The organism is Nonomuraea sp. NPDC049695 (assembly GCF_040674955.1).
In the GTDB taxonomy this organism is placed as follows: Bacteria; Actinomycetota; Actinomycetes; order Streptosporangiales; family Streptosporangiaceae; genus Nonomuraea; species Nonomuraea helvata.
On the sequence record NZ_JBFANV010000054.1, the window covers coordinates 63,874 to 78,544 of the forward strand.

Annotated in this window: 16 protein-coding genes; 5 read left to right on the top strand and 11 right to left on the bottom strand. The window is 70.0% G+C overall.

What is annotated here, in order from left to right; all coding sequences use genetic code 11:
- Positions 1-7 precede the first annotated feature (7 nt).
- Genes AB0J64_RS35965 through AB0J64_RS35980 form a run of 4 tightly spaced genes read right to left on the bottom strand, consistent with a single transcriptional unit; the run spans position 8 to position 2,911 of the window.
- Positions 8-304 carry an HIT family protein gene (locus AB0J64_RS35965; protein ID WP_364037334.1) on the bottom strand — a complete coding sequence of 99 codons (297 nt, stop codon included), beginning with the start codon at positions 302-304 and terminating at the stop codon, positions 8-10.
- A gap of 23 nt (positions 305-327) precedes the next feature.
- Positions 328-939: a methyltransferase domain-containing protein gene (locus tag AB0J64_RS35970; protein ID WP_364037337.1), complete on the bottom strand. Its 612-nt coding sequence runs from the start codon at positions 937-939 to the stop codon at positions 328-330.
- Positions 936-1,577, bottom strand: a complete 642-nt coding sequence (locus AB0J64_RS35975; RefSeq protein WP_364037340.1) for a TIGR04282 family arsenosugar biosynthesis glycosyltransferase — start codon at positions 1,575-1,577, stop codon at positions 936-938. The genes AB0J64_RS35970 and AB0J64_RS35975 overlap by 4 nt, the downstream gene beginning before the upstream one ends.
- A 41-nt stretch (positions 1,578-1,618) precedes the next feature.
- Entirely contained in the window at positions 1,619-2,911 is a 1,293-nt protein-coding gene (locus tag AB0J64_RS35980; RefSeq protein ID WP_364037343.1) for a glycosyltransferase 87 family protein, read from the bottom strand.
- Positions 2,912-3,039: 128 nt separating this feature from the next.
- Between AB0J64_RS35980 and AB0J64_RS35985 the strand changes: the two genes are divergently transcribed.
- Positions 3,040-4,020 (top strand): NAD-dependent epimerase/dehydratase family protein, encoded by a 981-nt coding sequence (locus tag AB0J64_RS35985; protein ID WP_364037346.1) that lies wholly within the window; start codon positions 3,040-3,042, stop codon positions 4,018-4,020.
- Positions 4,017-4,676 (top strand): glycosyltransferase family 2 protein, encoded by a 660-nt coding sequence (locus tag AB0J64_RS35990; protein ID WP_364037349.1) that lies wholly within the window; start codon positions 4,017-4,019, stop codon positions 4,674-4,676. Before AB0J64_RS35985 ends, AB0J64_RS35990 begins: the two co-directional genes overlap by 4 nt.
- Before the next feature lie 28 nt (positions 4,677-4,704).
- On the opposite strand, the gene AB0J64_RS35995 is transcribed toward AB0J64_RS35990, so the two are convergent.
- Complete coding sequence (locus tag AB0J64_RS35995; protein WP_364037352.1) at positions 4,705-5,661, bottom strand: WYL domain-containing protein; 957 nt, start codon at positions 5,659-5,661, stop codon at positions 4,705-4,707.
- 63 nt (positions 5,662-5,724) lie between these two features.
- On the opposite strand from AB0J64_RS35995, the gene AB0J64_RS36000 reads away from it, so the two are divergent.
- Positions 5,725-6,870, top strand: coding sequence for an epoxide hydrolase family protein (locus AB0J64_RS36000; RefSeq protein ID WP_364037355.1), 1,146 nt, complete (start codon positions 5,725-5,727; stop codon positions 6,868-6,870).
- 176 nt (positions 6,871-7,046) lie between these two features.
- On the opposite strand, the gene AB0J64_RS36005 is transcribed toward AB0J64_RS36000, so the two are convergent.
- Entirely contained in the window at positions 7,047-8,276 is a 1,230-nt protein-coding gene (locus tag AB0J64_RS36005; protein ID WP_364037379.1) for a serine hydrolase domain-containing protein, read from the bottom strand.
- A 242-nt stretch (positions 8,277-8,518) separates the two neighbouring features.
- Positions 8,519-9,760, bottom strand: a complete 1,242-nt coding sequence (locus AB0J64_RS36010) for a serine hydrolase domain-containing protein (protein WP_364037358.1) — start codon at positions 9,758-9,760, stop codon at positions 8,519-8,521.
- Between the two features lie 274 nt (positions 9,761-10,034).
- Here AB0J64_RS36010 and AB0J64_RS36015 point away from each other — a divergent pair, with 274 nt between their 5' ends.
- On the top strand, positions 10,035-10,763 hold the full coding sequence (locus AB0J64_RS36015) for a helix-turn-helix domain-containing protein (RefSeq protein ID WP_364037361.1): 729 nt from the start codon (positions 10,035-10,037) through the stop codon (positions 10,761-10,763).
- 87 nt (positions 10,764-10,850) lie between these two features.
- Here AB0J64_RS36015 and AB0J64_RS36020 read toward each other — a convergent pair whose 3' ends face one another.
- Together AB0J64_RS36020 and AB0J64_RS36025 are read right to left on the bottom strand one after the other, a co-directional pair.
- Positions 10,851-11,357 (bottom strand): hypothetical protein, encoded by a 507-nt coding sequence (locus AB0J64_RS36020; protein ID WP_364037364.1) that lies wholly within the window; start codon positions 11,355-11,357, stop codon positions 10,851-10,853.
- A gap of 138 nt (positions 11,358-11,495) precedes the next feature.
- Positions 11,496-12,173, bottom strand: coding sequence for a GNAT family N-acetyltransferase (locus tag AB0J64_RS36025; RefSeq protein ID WP_364037367.1), 678 nt, complete (start codon positions 12,171-12,173; stop codon positions 11,496-11,498).
- A 55-nt stretch (positions 12,174-12,228) separates the two neighbouring features.
- On the opposite strand from AB0J64_RS36025, the gene AB0J64_RS36030 reads away from it, so the two are divergent.
- Entirely contained in the window at positions 12,229-12,756 is a 528-nt protein-coding gene (locus AB0J64_RS36030; protein WP_364037370.1) for a carboxymuconolactone decarboxylase family protein, read from the top strand.
- A gap of 166 nt (positions 12,757-12,922) precedes the next feature.
- On the opposite strand, the gene AB0J64_RS36035 is transcribed toward AB0J64_RS36030, so the two are convergent.
- On the bottom strand, positions 12,923-13,417 hold the full coding sequence (locus AB0J64_RS36035) for a universal stress protein (RefSeq protein WP_364037373.1): 495 nt from the start codon (positions 13,415-13,417) through the stop codon (positions 12,923-12,925).
- Positions 13,418-13,463: 46 nt separating this feature from the next.
- The coding region (locus AB0J64_RS36040) for an MFS transporter (protein WP_364037376.1) at positions 13,464-14,671 on the bottom strand (1,208 nt) is incomplete at its 5' end.

Consider the following 14,671-nt stretch of genomic DNA (forward strand, 5'->3'; position numbering starts at 1 on the left):
TTCACCCTCACGTGAGGGCCTCCCGGATCAGCGCCGCGTCCTGGTCGAGCAGTTCGCGCGAGCGCTCCTTCCAGTCAGCGGCGACCACGACGCCGTCTCCCGGATAACGCGGCACCACGTGCAGGTGGAGGTGGAAGACGTCCTGCCCGGCGGCCTCCCCGTCGGCCAGTGACAGCCGCACCCCCTCACAGGGGAGCCCCGACGCCCGCAGCGCGGCCGACACCTGCCGTGCCGCCCGCCAGATCGCCGTACCGACCGCGTCATCGGCGTCCGCCAGCCCGGCCATGTGCACGCGCGGGATCACCAGGACGTGACCGACCTCAGCACCTAGCTCAGGCGAGCCAGCCAGCGGCCGTGTGCCGTCCAGCGCTCCACTTTCGGAAACCCGGCGGCGTGGGCAAGGCGCTGGATGTCGCTCATCGACACGGTCGCCCAGCCGAACCAGTCTCCAGTGTGGGAGCCGCGGCGCAGCCGTACCCGGTCCACCCGGCTTCTCGTGTCCGGCGACGCCACCTCGGCCAGGACCGTGCCGCCCGGCCGGACCAGCTGCCTGACCCGGCGCAGCAGAGCCTCAGGATGGCCGCCGATGCCGATGTTGCCGTCGGCCAGCAGCGCCGTCGTCCATTGGCCGCTGCCCGGCACCTCGTCGAAGACGTCTCGGAGCAGGTCGAAGCCGCCCGCCCTGCGGGTCAGGGCGACGGCGCGAGGAGTGATGTCGATGCCGAGCGCCCGCACGCCGCGACGGGTCAGCTCGACGGTGAGCCGGCCCGGCCCGGAGCCGATGTCGAGCGTGGGGCTGGTGCACCGCTCCAGCAGCGCCTCGTCGCCGTCGATCAGGTCGAACCAGCGCGCGGCCTCCAACGCGACGCGCCTGCCGTCCACGTATTCGAGCTCGGTGACCGCTCCGCCGAGCGCGTCGGCGTACAACTGACCCATCATCGGCCCAGCCTCCCCAGCGTGGCGGCGAAGTGGGAGTCCGGTGCCTGGCCGGCCACGGTGGCGGCGTCGGCCGCGGTGTCGACGTCGGTCAGTTCGGGCAGCACATGGACGCTCAGGCCGGCCCGATCCAGCCGGTCGAGCTGGAGCTTGCCGGTCTCCGGATGCGACATCGGCACGCCCAGCAGCAGCGCCGGGTCCGGCCGGCGCAGGCCGAGCAGCCAGAAGCCGCCGTCGTTCGCCGGGCCGTACACCGCATCGTGCCGTTCCAGCGCATCGACCGCCTCGCCGAGCAGGGCGGGAGTCACCTGCGGGGTGTCCATGCCGATCAGCACGACGGGGCCAGGCCGCAGCCGGTAGACGTCCGAGAAGGCGGCCGCGAGGCGTTCGTCCAGGCTCGAGCCGCGCTGCGGGATCACCACGAATCCGCCGGGCAGCCAGCTGCCCGGCAGCCCGTCCAGGGCGAGCAGCCGCTGAGTGGCGGGCGTGGCGGACACGGCGCGCAGGCTGTCGCGGAGGGCCGCCTCGGCGAGTGCGGCGGCCTGCTCCGGGCTGAACGGCGGGGTCAACCGGGTCTTGACCCGCCCGGCCACCGGCTCCTTGGCGATGATCATGATTTGCGCCGTACGGCTGGGGGACATGCGTGGTCCTTACGAGACGGAGGCGGACAAATGGGTGAGGATCATCGGCGTACGGCCGCTGTCTCCCGAGACCGGCGTACGGCCCAGCCGACCAGCACGGCCAGCGCCGCCGTGGTGTAGAAGGCGGTCGCGGGGCCGGCAGGCGCCGTCGGGCCGGCGACATAGGCGACACCGCCCGCCAGGGCTACCCCCAGCCACTCCCACCGGCCGTCCATCGCCGCCAGCGCGACGACCAGCAGCGCGTACCAGGAGTAGCCCGGCGTGAGGAGCAGCAGGAGCGACCCGCTGACGATGAGCGCGCCGCGCCACGGCCGTTCGGCCTCGCCGTAGCGCAGGAAGTAGAGAGCGATCAGGGCGAGCAGCACGATCATGGCGTAGGGCGCCCAGGGGTCCGGCATCACCAGCCGTACGAGGGCATAGCGGTTGCCGTCGGCGGGGCTCTCGTAGCGCTCCTCCTGGAGATAGCCCGGCAGGTAACCCACGACGGACGCCCGGGAGGCCAGCACGTAAGGCAGGTAGGCGAGCGTCACGACCAGGGCGGCGGGCGCAAGGATCTTGAAGATGCGCCGCCAGTCCACGCCGTTCGCCAGGACTCCTGACAGCGCGCCGGGCAGCGCTACCGCGGGCAGCAGCTTGGCCGCCACGGCCGCGCCGAGCAGCGCCCCGCGGGCTCGTGCGGAGCGCATGGCGAGTACGACCAGCAGCACGGCGAGCAGGTCGACATGAGCGTTGTTCACGGCCTCGATGGGGACGGCGGGGCACCATGCCCAGTAGGCGGCCGTCCGGACGTTCCACCTGCACAGGACGAGCAGCACGACGACGGCCATCACCCAGCCGCCGAGCTGCAGGACCTTGTGCCGGGCGCCGTCCGGCGAGAGCCAGTGGACCAGGAGGAAGTAGCCCTGGGCGACCGGCGGGTAGATGGTCGGTACGGTGGGGCGGTTGATCCTGGTACACCCTCCGTCCGGGAGCGGCCAGAGGTTGCGCGCCTCGCACCCGGAGGGGAAGAGCCAGTTGTCGCGCAGCCCGGCGAGCGCCGGGTCGGCCGGCGGGTGGTCGTACGGGGAGATGCCCGCGGCCTGGACGCGGCCGTCCCAGGCGTACCGGAAAGAGTCGGTGCTGCTGCTCGGCGGCGCCGACAGCCCGGTCGTGACCATCACGATGCCGCCGACGACGACCAGGACGGCCAGCTGCCTGTCCGGCGCCTGCCGCGCCAGCCACACCGCCACGGCGAACAGCGCCCAGGCGAGCAGGTACCAGCCCAGACCGGGCGCTCCGGCCACCGTCCGCGTCAGGACGACGGCCAGACCCACAAGCACGACGATCACCTTCACGCCGGCAGCCTCACATCCCGGAGGCGGTTCGTGGCCGTCGGAGCGCCAGACGTTCGCATTCCATAAGAACCCTTACGAAGTGCGAACGTCGCTACAGTCCGGCCGCGAGCGGGGCTAGCGTCGGCCGGGTGAAAGTGATGGTGACCGGCTCGGCCGGATTCATCGGCAGTCATGTGGTCGAGGCGCTCGAAGCCGACGGGCACGAGGTCGTCGGCCTCGACCTGCGTGCCGGCCTCGACGTGCGCGACGGCGCGACGCTGGATCGGCTGCTGCCCGGCGTGGATCTCGTGGTGCACCAGGCCGCCAAGGTCGGTCTCGGCGTGGACGTCTCGGACCTGCCGGACTACGCCTCGGTCAACATGTACGGCACGGCCGTGCTGCTGGCGGCCATGGCGCGTCATCGGGTCGAGAGGCTGGTGCTGGCCTCCTCGATGGTGGTCTATGGCGAGGGCTCGTACGAGTGTCCCGGGCACGGCCGGGTACGTCCGGGTCCGCGCAGGAGAGAGGACCTGGAGCAGGGGCGGTTCGACCCGGCCTGCCCTGATTGCGGCCTGCCGGTCCGCTGCGTCACCATCGCCGAGGACGCGCCGTTCGATCCGCGCAACGCCTACGCCACCAGCAAGCTCGCCCAGGAGCACCTGGCCGCGAACTGGGCGAGGGAGACCGGCGGCAGCGTCGTCGCACTCCGGTACCACAACGTGTACGGCCCGCGCATGCCCCGCGACACTCCCTACGCCGGCGTCGCCGCGATCTTCCGTTCCGAGCTGGAGGCGGGACGGCCGCCGAAGGTCTTCGAGGACGGCGGCCAGCTCCGCGACTTCGTGCACGTACGCGACGTCGCCCGAGCGAACCTGGCGGCCGCCCTGGCGCCCGCGCGTCCCGGCGAGCCGCGCGCGTACAACATCGCCAGCGGCACCCCGCACACAGTCGGCGAGATGGCCGCCGCGCTGGCGGCCGAACGGGGCGGGCCGGCCCCGCAGACCACCGGCGGCTACCGGCTCGGGGACGTCCGCCACATCGTCGCCTCTCCCGACCGGGCCGGCCGTGAGCTGGGCTTCCGTGCCGCGATCGGGTTCGAGGCGGGCATGAAGGAGTTCGCTCGGTCATGACCGTCGAAGTGATCCTGCCCTGCCTGAACGAGGAGGCCGCGCTCGGCTGGGTGCTCAGCCGCATGCCCGACGGCTACCGTGCCCTGGTGGTGGACAACGGCTCCACCGACCGCTCGGCCGAGGTCGCCCGCGACCTCGGCGCCCGGGTGGTGCACGAGCCGAACCGCGGCTTCGGCGCCGCCTGCCACGCGGGGCTGCTGGCCGCGAGCGCGGAGGTGGTCTGCGTCATGGACGCCGACGCCTCCCTCGACCCCCGCCAGCTCCCGAGAGTCGCAGAACCGGTCATCGACGGCGACGCCGACCTGGTCCTGGGCGCCCGCCGGCCACGTGCGGCAGGCGCGTGGCCCTGGCATGCCCGGCTCGGCAACGCCGTCATCGCCCGCGGCCTGCGTCGCCGCACGGGGGCGCCGCTGCACGACCTCGGCCCCATGCGGGCCGCCGTACGGTCCCGGTTGCTGGCGCTCGGGCTGAGCGACCGCCGGTTCGGCTACCCGCTCGAAATGGTGCTGCGCGCGGCCGACTGCGGCTGGCGGATCGCGGAGGTGGAGGTGGACTACCTGCGCAGAGCGGGCCGTTCCAAGGTGACCGGCACCGTCCGGGGCACGCTGCGGGCCGCCTCCGACATGCGGCGGGTCATGGCCGAGCACCTGCGGTGACGCGGCGACAGACCGGTGGCTCCAGTGCTCAGCCCGATCCGGCGGCAGTGGCGAGGCGGGCGGAAAGGGCCCGGATGCGGTCGATGAGCTCGGGCGGCTCGTGCACCTCGAAGTCGATGTCCATCAGCGCGACCCAGACGGCGAGTTCATCAAGGTGGTTAGCGCCGCTGGACAGCGTGCACGACCGCTCGTCGATCGGCTCGATCGTCCCTGTCGTGGCCGGCATGTGCTCGGCGACGACCTCGGCCGGAGCATGCATCGTGAAGCGGCCCTGGTACCGGTAGGGCGCGCTGGAGATCGACCGGGACATGTAGGCCGCCAGGTCGGATTCGGGAGGGTCGCGGGGGACGAACCGCGGCCCGTTCGGCGTCCGCAGGCTCAGGCGGTCGATCCGGTAGGTGCGCCAGTCGGCCCGGCCGGTGTCCCAGCCCAGCAGGTACCAGTGCCGTCCCGAATGGACGAGCCGGTAGGGCTCGGCGGCGCGGACGCTCTCCTCCCCGTCATGCGTCCGGTAGTCGAACCGCAGGGTCTCATGGTCGCGGCAGGCGGCGGCGATCGCGCTCAGGGACGCCGGGTCCACCGCCGAACCCGCCCGTCCCATCGCCACGGTCATCGACTGCAGCGCGTGCACGCGATGCCGGAGCCGGGACGGCAGCACCCGCTCCAGCTTGGCCAGCGCCCGTACGGAGGTCTCCTCTATCCCCGACACCGAGCCCCCGGCCGCCGTCCGGAGCCCCACCGCGACCGCCACCGCCTCATCGTCGTCCAGCAGCAGCGGCGGCAGGTCCGAGCCCGCGCCGAGCCGGTAGCCGGGCGCGCCCGCGGTGGCGTGCACGGGATAGCCGAGCTCGCGCAGCCGCCCGACGTCACGGCGGACGGTACGCGCGGTCACGCCGAGCCGCTCCGCCAGTTCCACGCCCGACCATTCGCGGTGGGTCTGCAGGAGCGAGAGCAATTTGAGCAACCGGGCCGATGTCTCCAACATGCGCTCCAGATTGCCCTATTCCTAGGACCGAATCTGTCCTAACCCGTTCCTAATCTGCTCTTCATGACGTTCACCACGGAGATCCGTCCGTTCCACATCGACATCCCGCAGTCCGCGCTCGAGGACCTGAACGACCGGCTGGCGCGCACCCTCTGGCCCGATGAGCTGCCCGGCGTCGGCTGGTCGTACGGCATCCCGGTCTCGTACGTGCAGCGGCTGGCCGAGTACTGGCGCAGCGGATACGACTGGCGCAAGCACGAGGCGGCGCTCAACGAGCACCCCCAGTTCACCACCGAGATCGACGGCCAGAACATCCACTTCCTGCACGTGCGCTCCCCTGAGCCGGACGCGCTGCCGCTGGTCCTCACCCATGGCTGGCCCGGCTCGATCGTCGAGTTCATGAAGGTCATCGGCCCGCTCACCGATCCCCGCGCCCACGGCGGCGACCCCGCCGACGCCTTCCACGTCGTCGCCCCGTCCATCCCCGGCTTCGGTTTCTCCGGACCCACCCGCGAGGCCGGCTGGGACCTGCGCCGGGTCGCCCGCGCGTGGGCCGAGCTGATGAGCCGCCTCGGCTACGAGCGCTACGGCGCCCAGGGCGGCGACAGCGGCTCGGTCATCTCCCCCGAACTCGGCCGCGTCGCCCCCGACCGGGTGGTCGGCGTGCACGTCAACGGCCAGCTCGGCTTCCCGACCTTCGACCCGGCCGAGATGGACGGACTCACCGAGGCCGAACAGGCCCGTATGCAGCAGTATGCCGACAACGACCGCTCCGGCTACGCGATCATCCAGGCCACCCGGCCGCAGACCGTCGCCTTCGGCCTGCACGACTCCCCGGCCGCCCAGCTGGCCTGGATCGTGGAGAAGTTCAAGGAGTGGACCGACCCCGCGCACGACCTGCCCGAGGACGCGGTCGACCTTGACCAGATGCTCACCGACGTGACGATCTACTGGCTGACCCGCACCGCCGCCTCGTCCGCCCGGCTCTACAAGGAGGGCTCGGCACAGTGGGGGATGCCGGTCGAGCGTTCGGAGGTGCCGCACGGGGTCGCGGTCTTCCCCGGCGACGGCGGGGTCCGGCGGGTCGCCGAGCGCGAGCACAACGTGATCCACTGGTCGGAGTTCGACCGGGGCGGCCACTTCGCCGCCATGGAGGTCCCCGACCTGCTGGTCGACGACGTCCGGGCGTTCTTCCGCAAGGTCCGCTGACCAGATCGGGGGTCACCTGTCAGCGTCGGGCAGGGCTGCCGGCAGGTGAACCCCCTGACGGCCCGCTGGGGACGACAACGGCGGCCGCCAGATCAGCGGGGGCCGAGGGAGCACGCGCAAGTGGCGGGCGGCTGCTTCGATGGCGACGGTTGTTGCGGTCGGGCGTGCGTTTGGTGTCAGCTGTCGATGGCCTGGTAGAGCGTGGTCCAGAAGTCGTGCATCAGCTGCACCGGGTTCGGGACGGACGCCCCGACCTGGGTGAGCAGGATGCCGGTGAGCTGGTTGGCCGGGTCGGCGTAGGTGGAGGTGCCGCTTCCGCCGTCCCAGCCGAACTGGCCGATGGGCGCGTAGTCGCCGCGGTAGGTGCGCACCGCCATCCCGAAGCCCCAGCCGCCGTGCTGCCCCTGACCGAAGGAGATGTGGACGCTGTCACGCGCCAGCGCGCTGCGGGCGGCGTTCTGCTCGGGCGTGAGCCGGTTGGTGGTCATCAGCTCGACGGCGGGCCGGGACAGGATCCGCTGACCGCCGTGCATCCCGCCGTTGAGCAGCATCCGGAAGTAGGCGTGGTAGTCGTCGGCGGTGGAGACCAGCCCGCCGCCGCTGCCCTGGAACGCCGGAGGCTCGCTCCACCGTCCCCCCTTGGCCTCGTCCCACACCAGGAACTCGCCGCTCTGCGGGTCAGGCGCGTACAGGGTCGGCAGCCGGTCGATCTGGTCGGCGGGCACGTGGAAGCCGGTGTCCTTCATCCCCAGCGGACCGAAGATGCGCTCCCGCAGGAACGCCTCGAACGACTGGCCCGTCACCCTGGCGACCAGCACGCTGATGACATCGTGGCTGATCTGGTACTGCCAGCGCTCTCCGGGCTGGTACATCAGCGGGAGTGTGCCCAGGCGGCGCATCCACTCATCCGGCCCGGGCATCGGCTCCGGCAGATTGGGCGTGAGCCCCTGCTCGAAGACCGCGTTCATGATCGGAGTGCCCAGCGACGTGAAATCCATGCCGAGCCCGAACGTGGAGGTCAGCAGGTCCCGTACGGTGATCGGCCGCCGCGCCGGCACGGTGTCGTCCAGCGGGCTGTCGATCCGCTTCAGCACCTGCCGGTCGGCGAGCTCCGGCAGCCACTCCTGCACCGGGTCGTCCAGCCGCAGCCGGCACTCATCCAGCAGGACCATCGCCGCCGCCATCGCCACCGGCTTCGACGTCGAGGCCATCCGGAAGATGGTGTCCCGCCGCATCGGCGCGCCACCGTCATGACGCATCGTCCCGATCGTCTCGACATGCGTCTCATCGCCCCGGCTGACCAGGGCGACCAGCCCGGGAATCTTCCCGGACTCGACATGCCGTGCCAGCACGTCATGCAGCCTGCGCAGCCCCGTTGCGGAGAAGCCGCTGTTGCTCTGTCCCATCATGAATCTCCTTTGCGCACCGTGTTCGATCTGCGAGACCGGCCCCGAGGCCGCCATCGCTGAACCGTTCATGGCGTCCACCATCGACGATCGCGCTGATACCAGGCCGACGCCGTACTGACACGGGCGCTGACACACACCGCAGCAGACCTGACGGCTGACCGTACGAGGGCTGAGGAACATCTGCGCGGCGATGTCGCGGTTGCCACCACCTGGAGTTCTTGCGGGGTGAGGTAGGCGGGTCAGGCGTCGATTGCCTGGTAGAGGGTGGTCCAGAAGTCGTTGATGGCGTGCGCCGAGTCCGGGGTGGACATCCCGGTCTGGGTGAGCAGGATGCCGACGAGTTGGTTGGCCGGGTCGGCGTGTGTGGTGGTGCCGGCTCCGCCGTCCCAGCCGAACTGGCCAATGGGGGCGTAGTCGCCGCGGTAGGTGCGCACTGCCATGCCGAAGCCCCAGCCGCCGTGCTGCCCCGTACCGTGCGACAAATGGACGACGCTGCGGGCCCAGGTCTGCAGGGCGGCTGTCTGCTCGGGGGTGAGGCGGTTGGTGGTCATCAGCTCGACGGCGGGCCGGGACAGGATCCGCTGATCGCCGTGCATGCCGCCGTTGAGCAGCATCCGGAAGTAGGCGTGGTAGTCGTCGGCGGTGGAGTCCAGTCCGCCGCCGCCTGACTGGAACGCCGGAGGCTTGCTGTGGTGTCCCCCTTCGGCCTCGTCCTCCACGAGGAACTCTCCGGTCTGCCAGTCAGGGGCGTACAGGGGCGGCAGCCGGTCGATCTTGTCGGCGGGCACGTGGAAGGCGGTGTCCTTCATCCCGAGAGGGTCGAAGATGCGTTCGCGCAGGAACGTCTCGAACGACTGGCCGGTGACCCTGGCCACCAGCACGCCGAGCACGTCGTCGCCGAGGTTGTACAGCCACCGCTCTCCGGGCTGGTACATCAGCGGGAGTGTGCCCAGGCGGCGCATCCACTCATCCGGCTCCGGTGCCGGCAACAGCCAGCCGTCCTCCTGGCCGTAAACCCCCCGCTCGAAGAACGCGCTCATCATCGGAGCGGTCCGCGCCGTCATATCCAGTCCGAGCCCGCACGTGGAGGTGAGCAGATCCCGTACGGTGATCGGCCGACGCGCCGGCACGGTGTCGTCCAGCGGGCCGTCGGGTCGCCTGAGCACCTGCCGGTCGGCGAGTTCGGGCAGCCACGGATCCACCGGGTCGTCCAGCCGCAGCCGGCACTCATCCAGCAGGACCATCGTCGCCGCCACCGCGACCGGCTTGGTCGTCGAGGCCATCCGGAAGATGGTGTCCCTGCTCATCGGCGCGCCACCGTCATGGCGCATTGTTCCCATCGCCTCGACGTGCGTCTCCTCGCCCCGGCTGACCAGGGCGACCAGCCCGGGGATCTTCCCGGACTCGACATGCCGTGCCAGGACCTCGCGCAGTCTGTTCAGTCCGGCCTTGGAGAAGCCGCTGTTGCTGTGTCCCATCATGAATGTCCTTACGTACAGTGCTCGATACGAGGTGCCATGTTCATGCATCGCTGAACATCCCCGAAGGTACATTGCATTCAGAGTTCAGTCAACATTCTGAGAGGCCATACAGGCCTATTCAGCAGCGATATATGGCTAGCTTTGCAATGGCTGTGAGGCTGAATGCAATGGGTGATCAAGCCCTGAATTGCAATGGACTTCGAGTGAATGCATACTGTGCGGCGCGGGTGGGCGCCGAGTCCCGCGCATGTCGGCAGATGGGAGACGAGCACCGATGCCCGGAGACAGACTCACCAGTGAGGACCGTCAGCACATCGCTGAGGGCCTGGCCGAGGGGCTCGGATTCGCAGAGATCGGCCGGCGTCTCGGCCGCCCCGCCTCGACCATCATGCGGGAGGTCACCCGCAACGGCGGACCCGACGAATACGCAGCGCAGCGGGCGCAGGAGGCCACCAAGCAGCGGGCACGCCGGCACCGCCAGGCCAAGGCCCCGGCGCCGCCGCTCGGCGACAGCAGCCATGGGCGTGACCCCCAGGCGGTCCACAACCTCACCGAATCCTTCGCCACACTCCTCGAACAGCAGGGGATGCCCCGGATGGCGGCCAGAGTGCTGGCCTGCCTGTACGTCACCGACTCCGGCACCCTCACCGCCGCTGAGCTGGTCCAGCGGCTTCACGTCAGCCCCGCGTCGATTTCACATACCGTCGCCTTCCTCGAACAGCAAGGACTCATCAAGCGGGAACGAACTCCCGGCGGGCGCCGCGAACGCTACGTCGTCGACGACGAGCTCTGGGTCCGGTCCACTCTTGCGGCTCTGCACATGAACGACACCCTGATCGCCGCATCGCAGCGCGCGGCCGAGATCCTCGGGGTCGCGACCCCGGCCGGCGCCCGCTTCGGCGTCGCTGCCGAGTTCCTGCTCCTCGTGAACGCGTCCCTCCGGCAGGTCATGGAGCAGTGGCAGCAGGGCGAGGCCGGCCGGAACGCCGGGCGCCAGTCATGAGCTCTCGCGGCTTTCGGCGGGGGTGATGGGCTCGACTGCGTCGTGATTCGGCGGACGATCTCAGCCCGGCCGTGGACGTCAGCGCATTTATAGTTGGGGCGGTTGCTCCGCACCTGGTGTGGCTTGGGCGTCTTCTTCCTCCACCCGCACGTAACCTGCGGAATGAACGGCCACACCCAAGATCGTGCCAACCAGGATCGCGATCCCGGCGAGCGTCATGATGTGCCAGAAACCGGCGACCACCCCGACGAACCCGAGCCCGAGCGCAGCCTGCTGCGCCACCAGCACGACAACGGAACTCGTCTGGCGCCGACGATAGGTTTCGTGACGGTTCAACATGATAAGAGCAGATAAGAGGGGGATGGCCAAGGAGAAAGCGATCACGCAGATCTTGGCGGACAGATCAAGGGCAGTGCCTCCCGGGGTCAGGAACGGCTGCACCAGGACGACCCCGATAGCGATCAAGCCGCCGTACATCAGGTTGTTCTGGCGGAGGGTCTCCTCCTGCTGTCCCGCCGACCGCTTCTTCCACCATTCCGCTTGTGCGGCGGCTTGCCGCCTCCACCACGCTTCGTTCGCGATGTTCTCATCCATGGCGCCCATTGTGCAGATGGTACGAGCCTGCCTGCATCGGCCATCGCCCCAGCTTGGGGATGAACCGGCCAGAAACGGAAAAGGGGCCTGACCCGCTCAGTGGATCAGGCCCTCTACCTGGTCTGACTACAGGCCGGCCTAACCAGCCTCCGTCAAGCCGAAGGCGGTCCAGCCGAAGTCGCCGAAGCCCGCCGCCTGTGCCACGGCGGCGGAGGTGAGGTTTTCCTGAGCGTGCATGTAGGTGGGGATCGCCCCTTCATCCAGCACCCTTCTGGACGCCTGAGCAACCAGCCTGCGCGCCAGGCCGCGGCCTCGGGCCTCGGGGGCGGTCACAACGGCGAGCTCGTGCCCGTAAGCGTCGTGCCGTTTGACCCCTACTCCTGCCAGATACGCTCCTGTCGCCGGATCCCAGGCCACCAGGACCTCCCCACCGAAGGGCCGTAGCCAGTCGGGCACCTCGGGATGGTCTGCAGGCACCCAGACGCCGACGTCGGGAAGGGCGGCGGGACGGGTGGTCCAGCGATAGACAGCAGTGAACCATCCACGTTCGCGGAACCCGACCAGTGCGGGGATCTCTGGTCCCAGTACGGCGATGTCCTTCTTCTCGGCATACTGCTCCGCAACGGTGATGGCGTGCTCAGGAGGGACCGAAAGCACGCCGCGATCGAGGCTCGCGACCCCGATGACCGGATGAATCCTGCCGTCCCAACCCGGTCGGATGCGCCGAGGGTTGCCCATGATTTCGAGTCCGGTAGCGGCGGGCCAGCCGCCGAGCCAGTGGGTGAGGTGTTCCACGAGCTTGGGCGCCACATTCATGCCATCCTCCTATACCCTAGGCCCGTATAGTATCGGGCACTCTCAAGGAGGACACATGCGACGTCTGATCCCGCTCGATCCCGCCGACGCGCCCGAAAAGTCGAGGGAAATGTTGAACGACATCATCAGCAGGAGAGGCGCCGTTGGCGACATGGTCGCCACGATGGCCCACTCGCCCGCCTTGTTGCAGGGCTACCTGGACTTCTCGCGGGCCATGAAGCGGGTGAAGATCCCGCGCGCGCTCAGCGAGAAGATCTCGCTGGCCGTACAGGAATGGATCGGGTGCGGCACCTGCATGCAGGCGCACATCGAGGCCGGGCGCGCGGCAGGGCTGAGCGAGACCGACATCGCGCTGGCACGGCAAGGCACCTCAGCCGACACCAGAGAGGCGGCACTGATCGCCGTGGCGGTGCGCGTGCTGGCCGAACCGTCGTCGATCACTGACGAGGATGTCGCAGAGCTGCGGGCACACGGCTGGAGCGACCGCATCGTGGCGGAGATCGTGGGCGTGGTCGCCCTCAATCTCCTGACGGGCGCTTTCAACCTCATGGCTGGTTTGCAACCGGTGGAAGAGAGCGCGTAGGACGTCGAGCGCGGATTCGATGGTGAGATGGTGGCCATGGCCCGTAGCGCTGGAGTGACTGTGCACTGATCGCTGTGGCGTGGATCGGGTGAACCTCCGGGCCACCACATCGCTGAAGGCCCAGGGCTGATCCCTCAGCCCTGGGCCTTGCTGCGCGTGGTTGTCTTCAGCGCTCTGCGAGGTGTTTGCTGTCGCGGCGGGCCGTGGCCAGCGGCTTGGACGGGATGATCAGCGTGGGCCGGCCCGTGGAGTGAACGACGCGGGTGGAGGTGCTACCGGTCAACAACGGCCGCAGTCCTTGCCGCCCGCGAGAGCCCAGAACGATCAGCGAGGCGTCGATCTCTTCGGCGATGTCGACGATGGCGTCGGCGACGACATGCTGAGGGAAGGAAGCGACGCGCGGCTCGGCTCGCAGCCCGAGGCTGCGGGCGTGGTCGGCGCCGTCGGCAGCCAGGCGTTCTGCGGCGTCGAAGGTTTTGGCGTCGATCTCACGAAGGTCCTCGAGGGCCGGGTGTCCCTCCAAATGGGCGGCAAGACTCTCGAGTGGTTGACGGGCGTAGAGCACCACCGTGGTGGCGCCCGGGAACAGCCGGGCCGTCTCTTCGATGGCATGCCGGGCGTCGGGCGAGCCGTCGTAGGCAATGAGAATAGGCCTGGACATGGGATTTCTCCTTTGGTGTGCGGTGAAGGTCGTAGCGGTCGGTGTGTCAGTTGCGGGTGGCGGCGGACTCGGTGGGTACGGTCCCGCGCGTGCGCAGGGTTGCCGCCGCGAGCAGGGCGCCCGCGAGGGCGATGGCCGATGCTCCGATGAAGGCGGAGGAGAAGCCGTTGGTCAGCGCGGGCAGGTTGCCGAGTTGGGCGGCGCCGTTGGCGGCGGCGACGGCGGTCATGGCGGCGAGGCCGAGGGCGCTGCCGACCTGGTAGCTGGTGTTGACGATGCCGGAGGCGAGGCCGCCTTCCTCGGGGCGGGCGGAGGAGATGGCGGTGCCGAGGGAGGGGATGAAGGCCAGCGACATGCCGAGTGCGGCGACGAGGCTGGCGGGCAGGACGTCGACGGCGAAGCTGCCGTCGGGGCTGATGAGTGAGAGCCAGCCCATGCCTGCGGTGAGCAGGATCAGGCCGGTGACGGTGGTGGCCTTGGGGCCGAACCGGTTGATGGCTCGGGGCGCGAGGACGATCATGCCGAGCATGATGAGGATGGTCATCGGCAGGAGGGCGGCGCCGCTGGGGAAGGCGCTGTAGCCGAGGACCTGCTGCAGGTAGAGGTTGAGGAAGAACCACATGGGGATCCAGGCTCCGCCGAGCAGGAGCTGGGTGAGGTTGGCGGCGGCGAGGTTCGGGGTGCGGAAGATCGACAGTCGCATGAGCGGCTCGCGGCGGCGGGCCTGGACGGCGACGAACGCGCCGAGCAGGACGACGGCGGCGGCGAGCACGAACCAGGTCTGGGGGGAGTCCCAGCCGATCTCGGGTGCCCGGACGATGGCGTAGACGGCGGCGCCCAGGCCGGCGGTGACGGTGAGTGCGCCGGTGATGTCGATGGAGCCGCGCTGGGCCTGGGCGGCGGGCATGAGCGGGCCGGTGGCCAGCAGGGCGACGAGGGCGATGGGGATGTTGATGTAGAAGACCCAGGGCCAGCTCAGGTATTCGGTGATGACGCCGCCGAGGAACACGCCCGCGGTGCCGCCCGCCGGTGCGGCGGCGCCGTACAGGGCGAGGGCCTTGGTGAGTTCCTTGGGGTCGTGGCCGAACAGCATCATCAGCAGGGTGAGGGCGGACGGGGCGATCAGGGCCGCGCCGACGCCCTGGACGGCGCGGCCGGTCAGCTCGACCCATACCTCTGGGGCGATGCCCGCGACCAGGGAGCCGGCCAGCAGGATCAGCCATCCGGCCGCGAACAGCCGGCGGGCGCCGAACA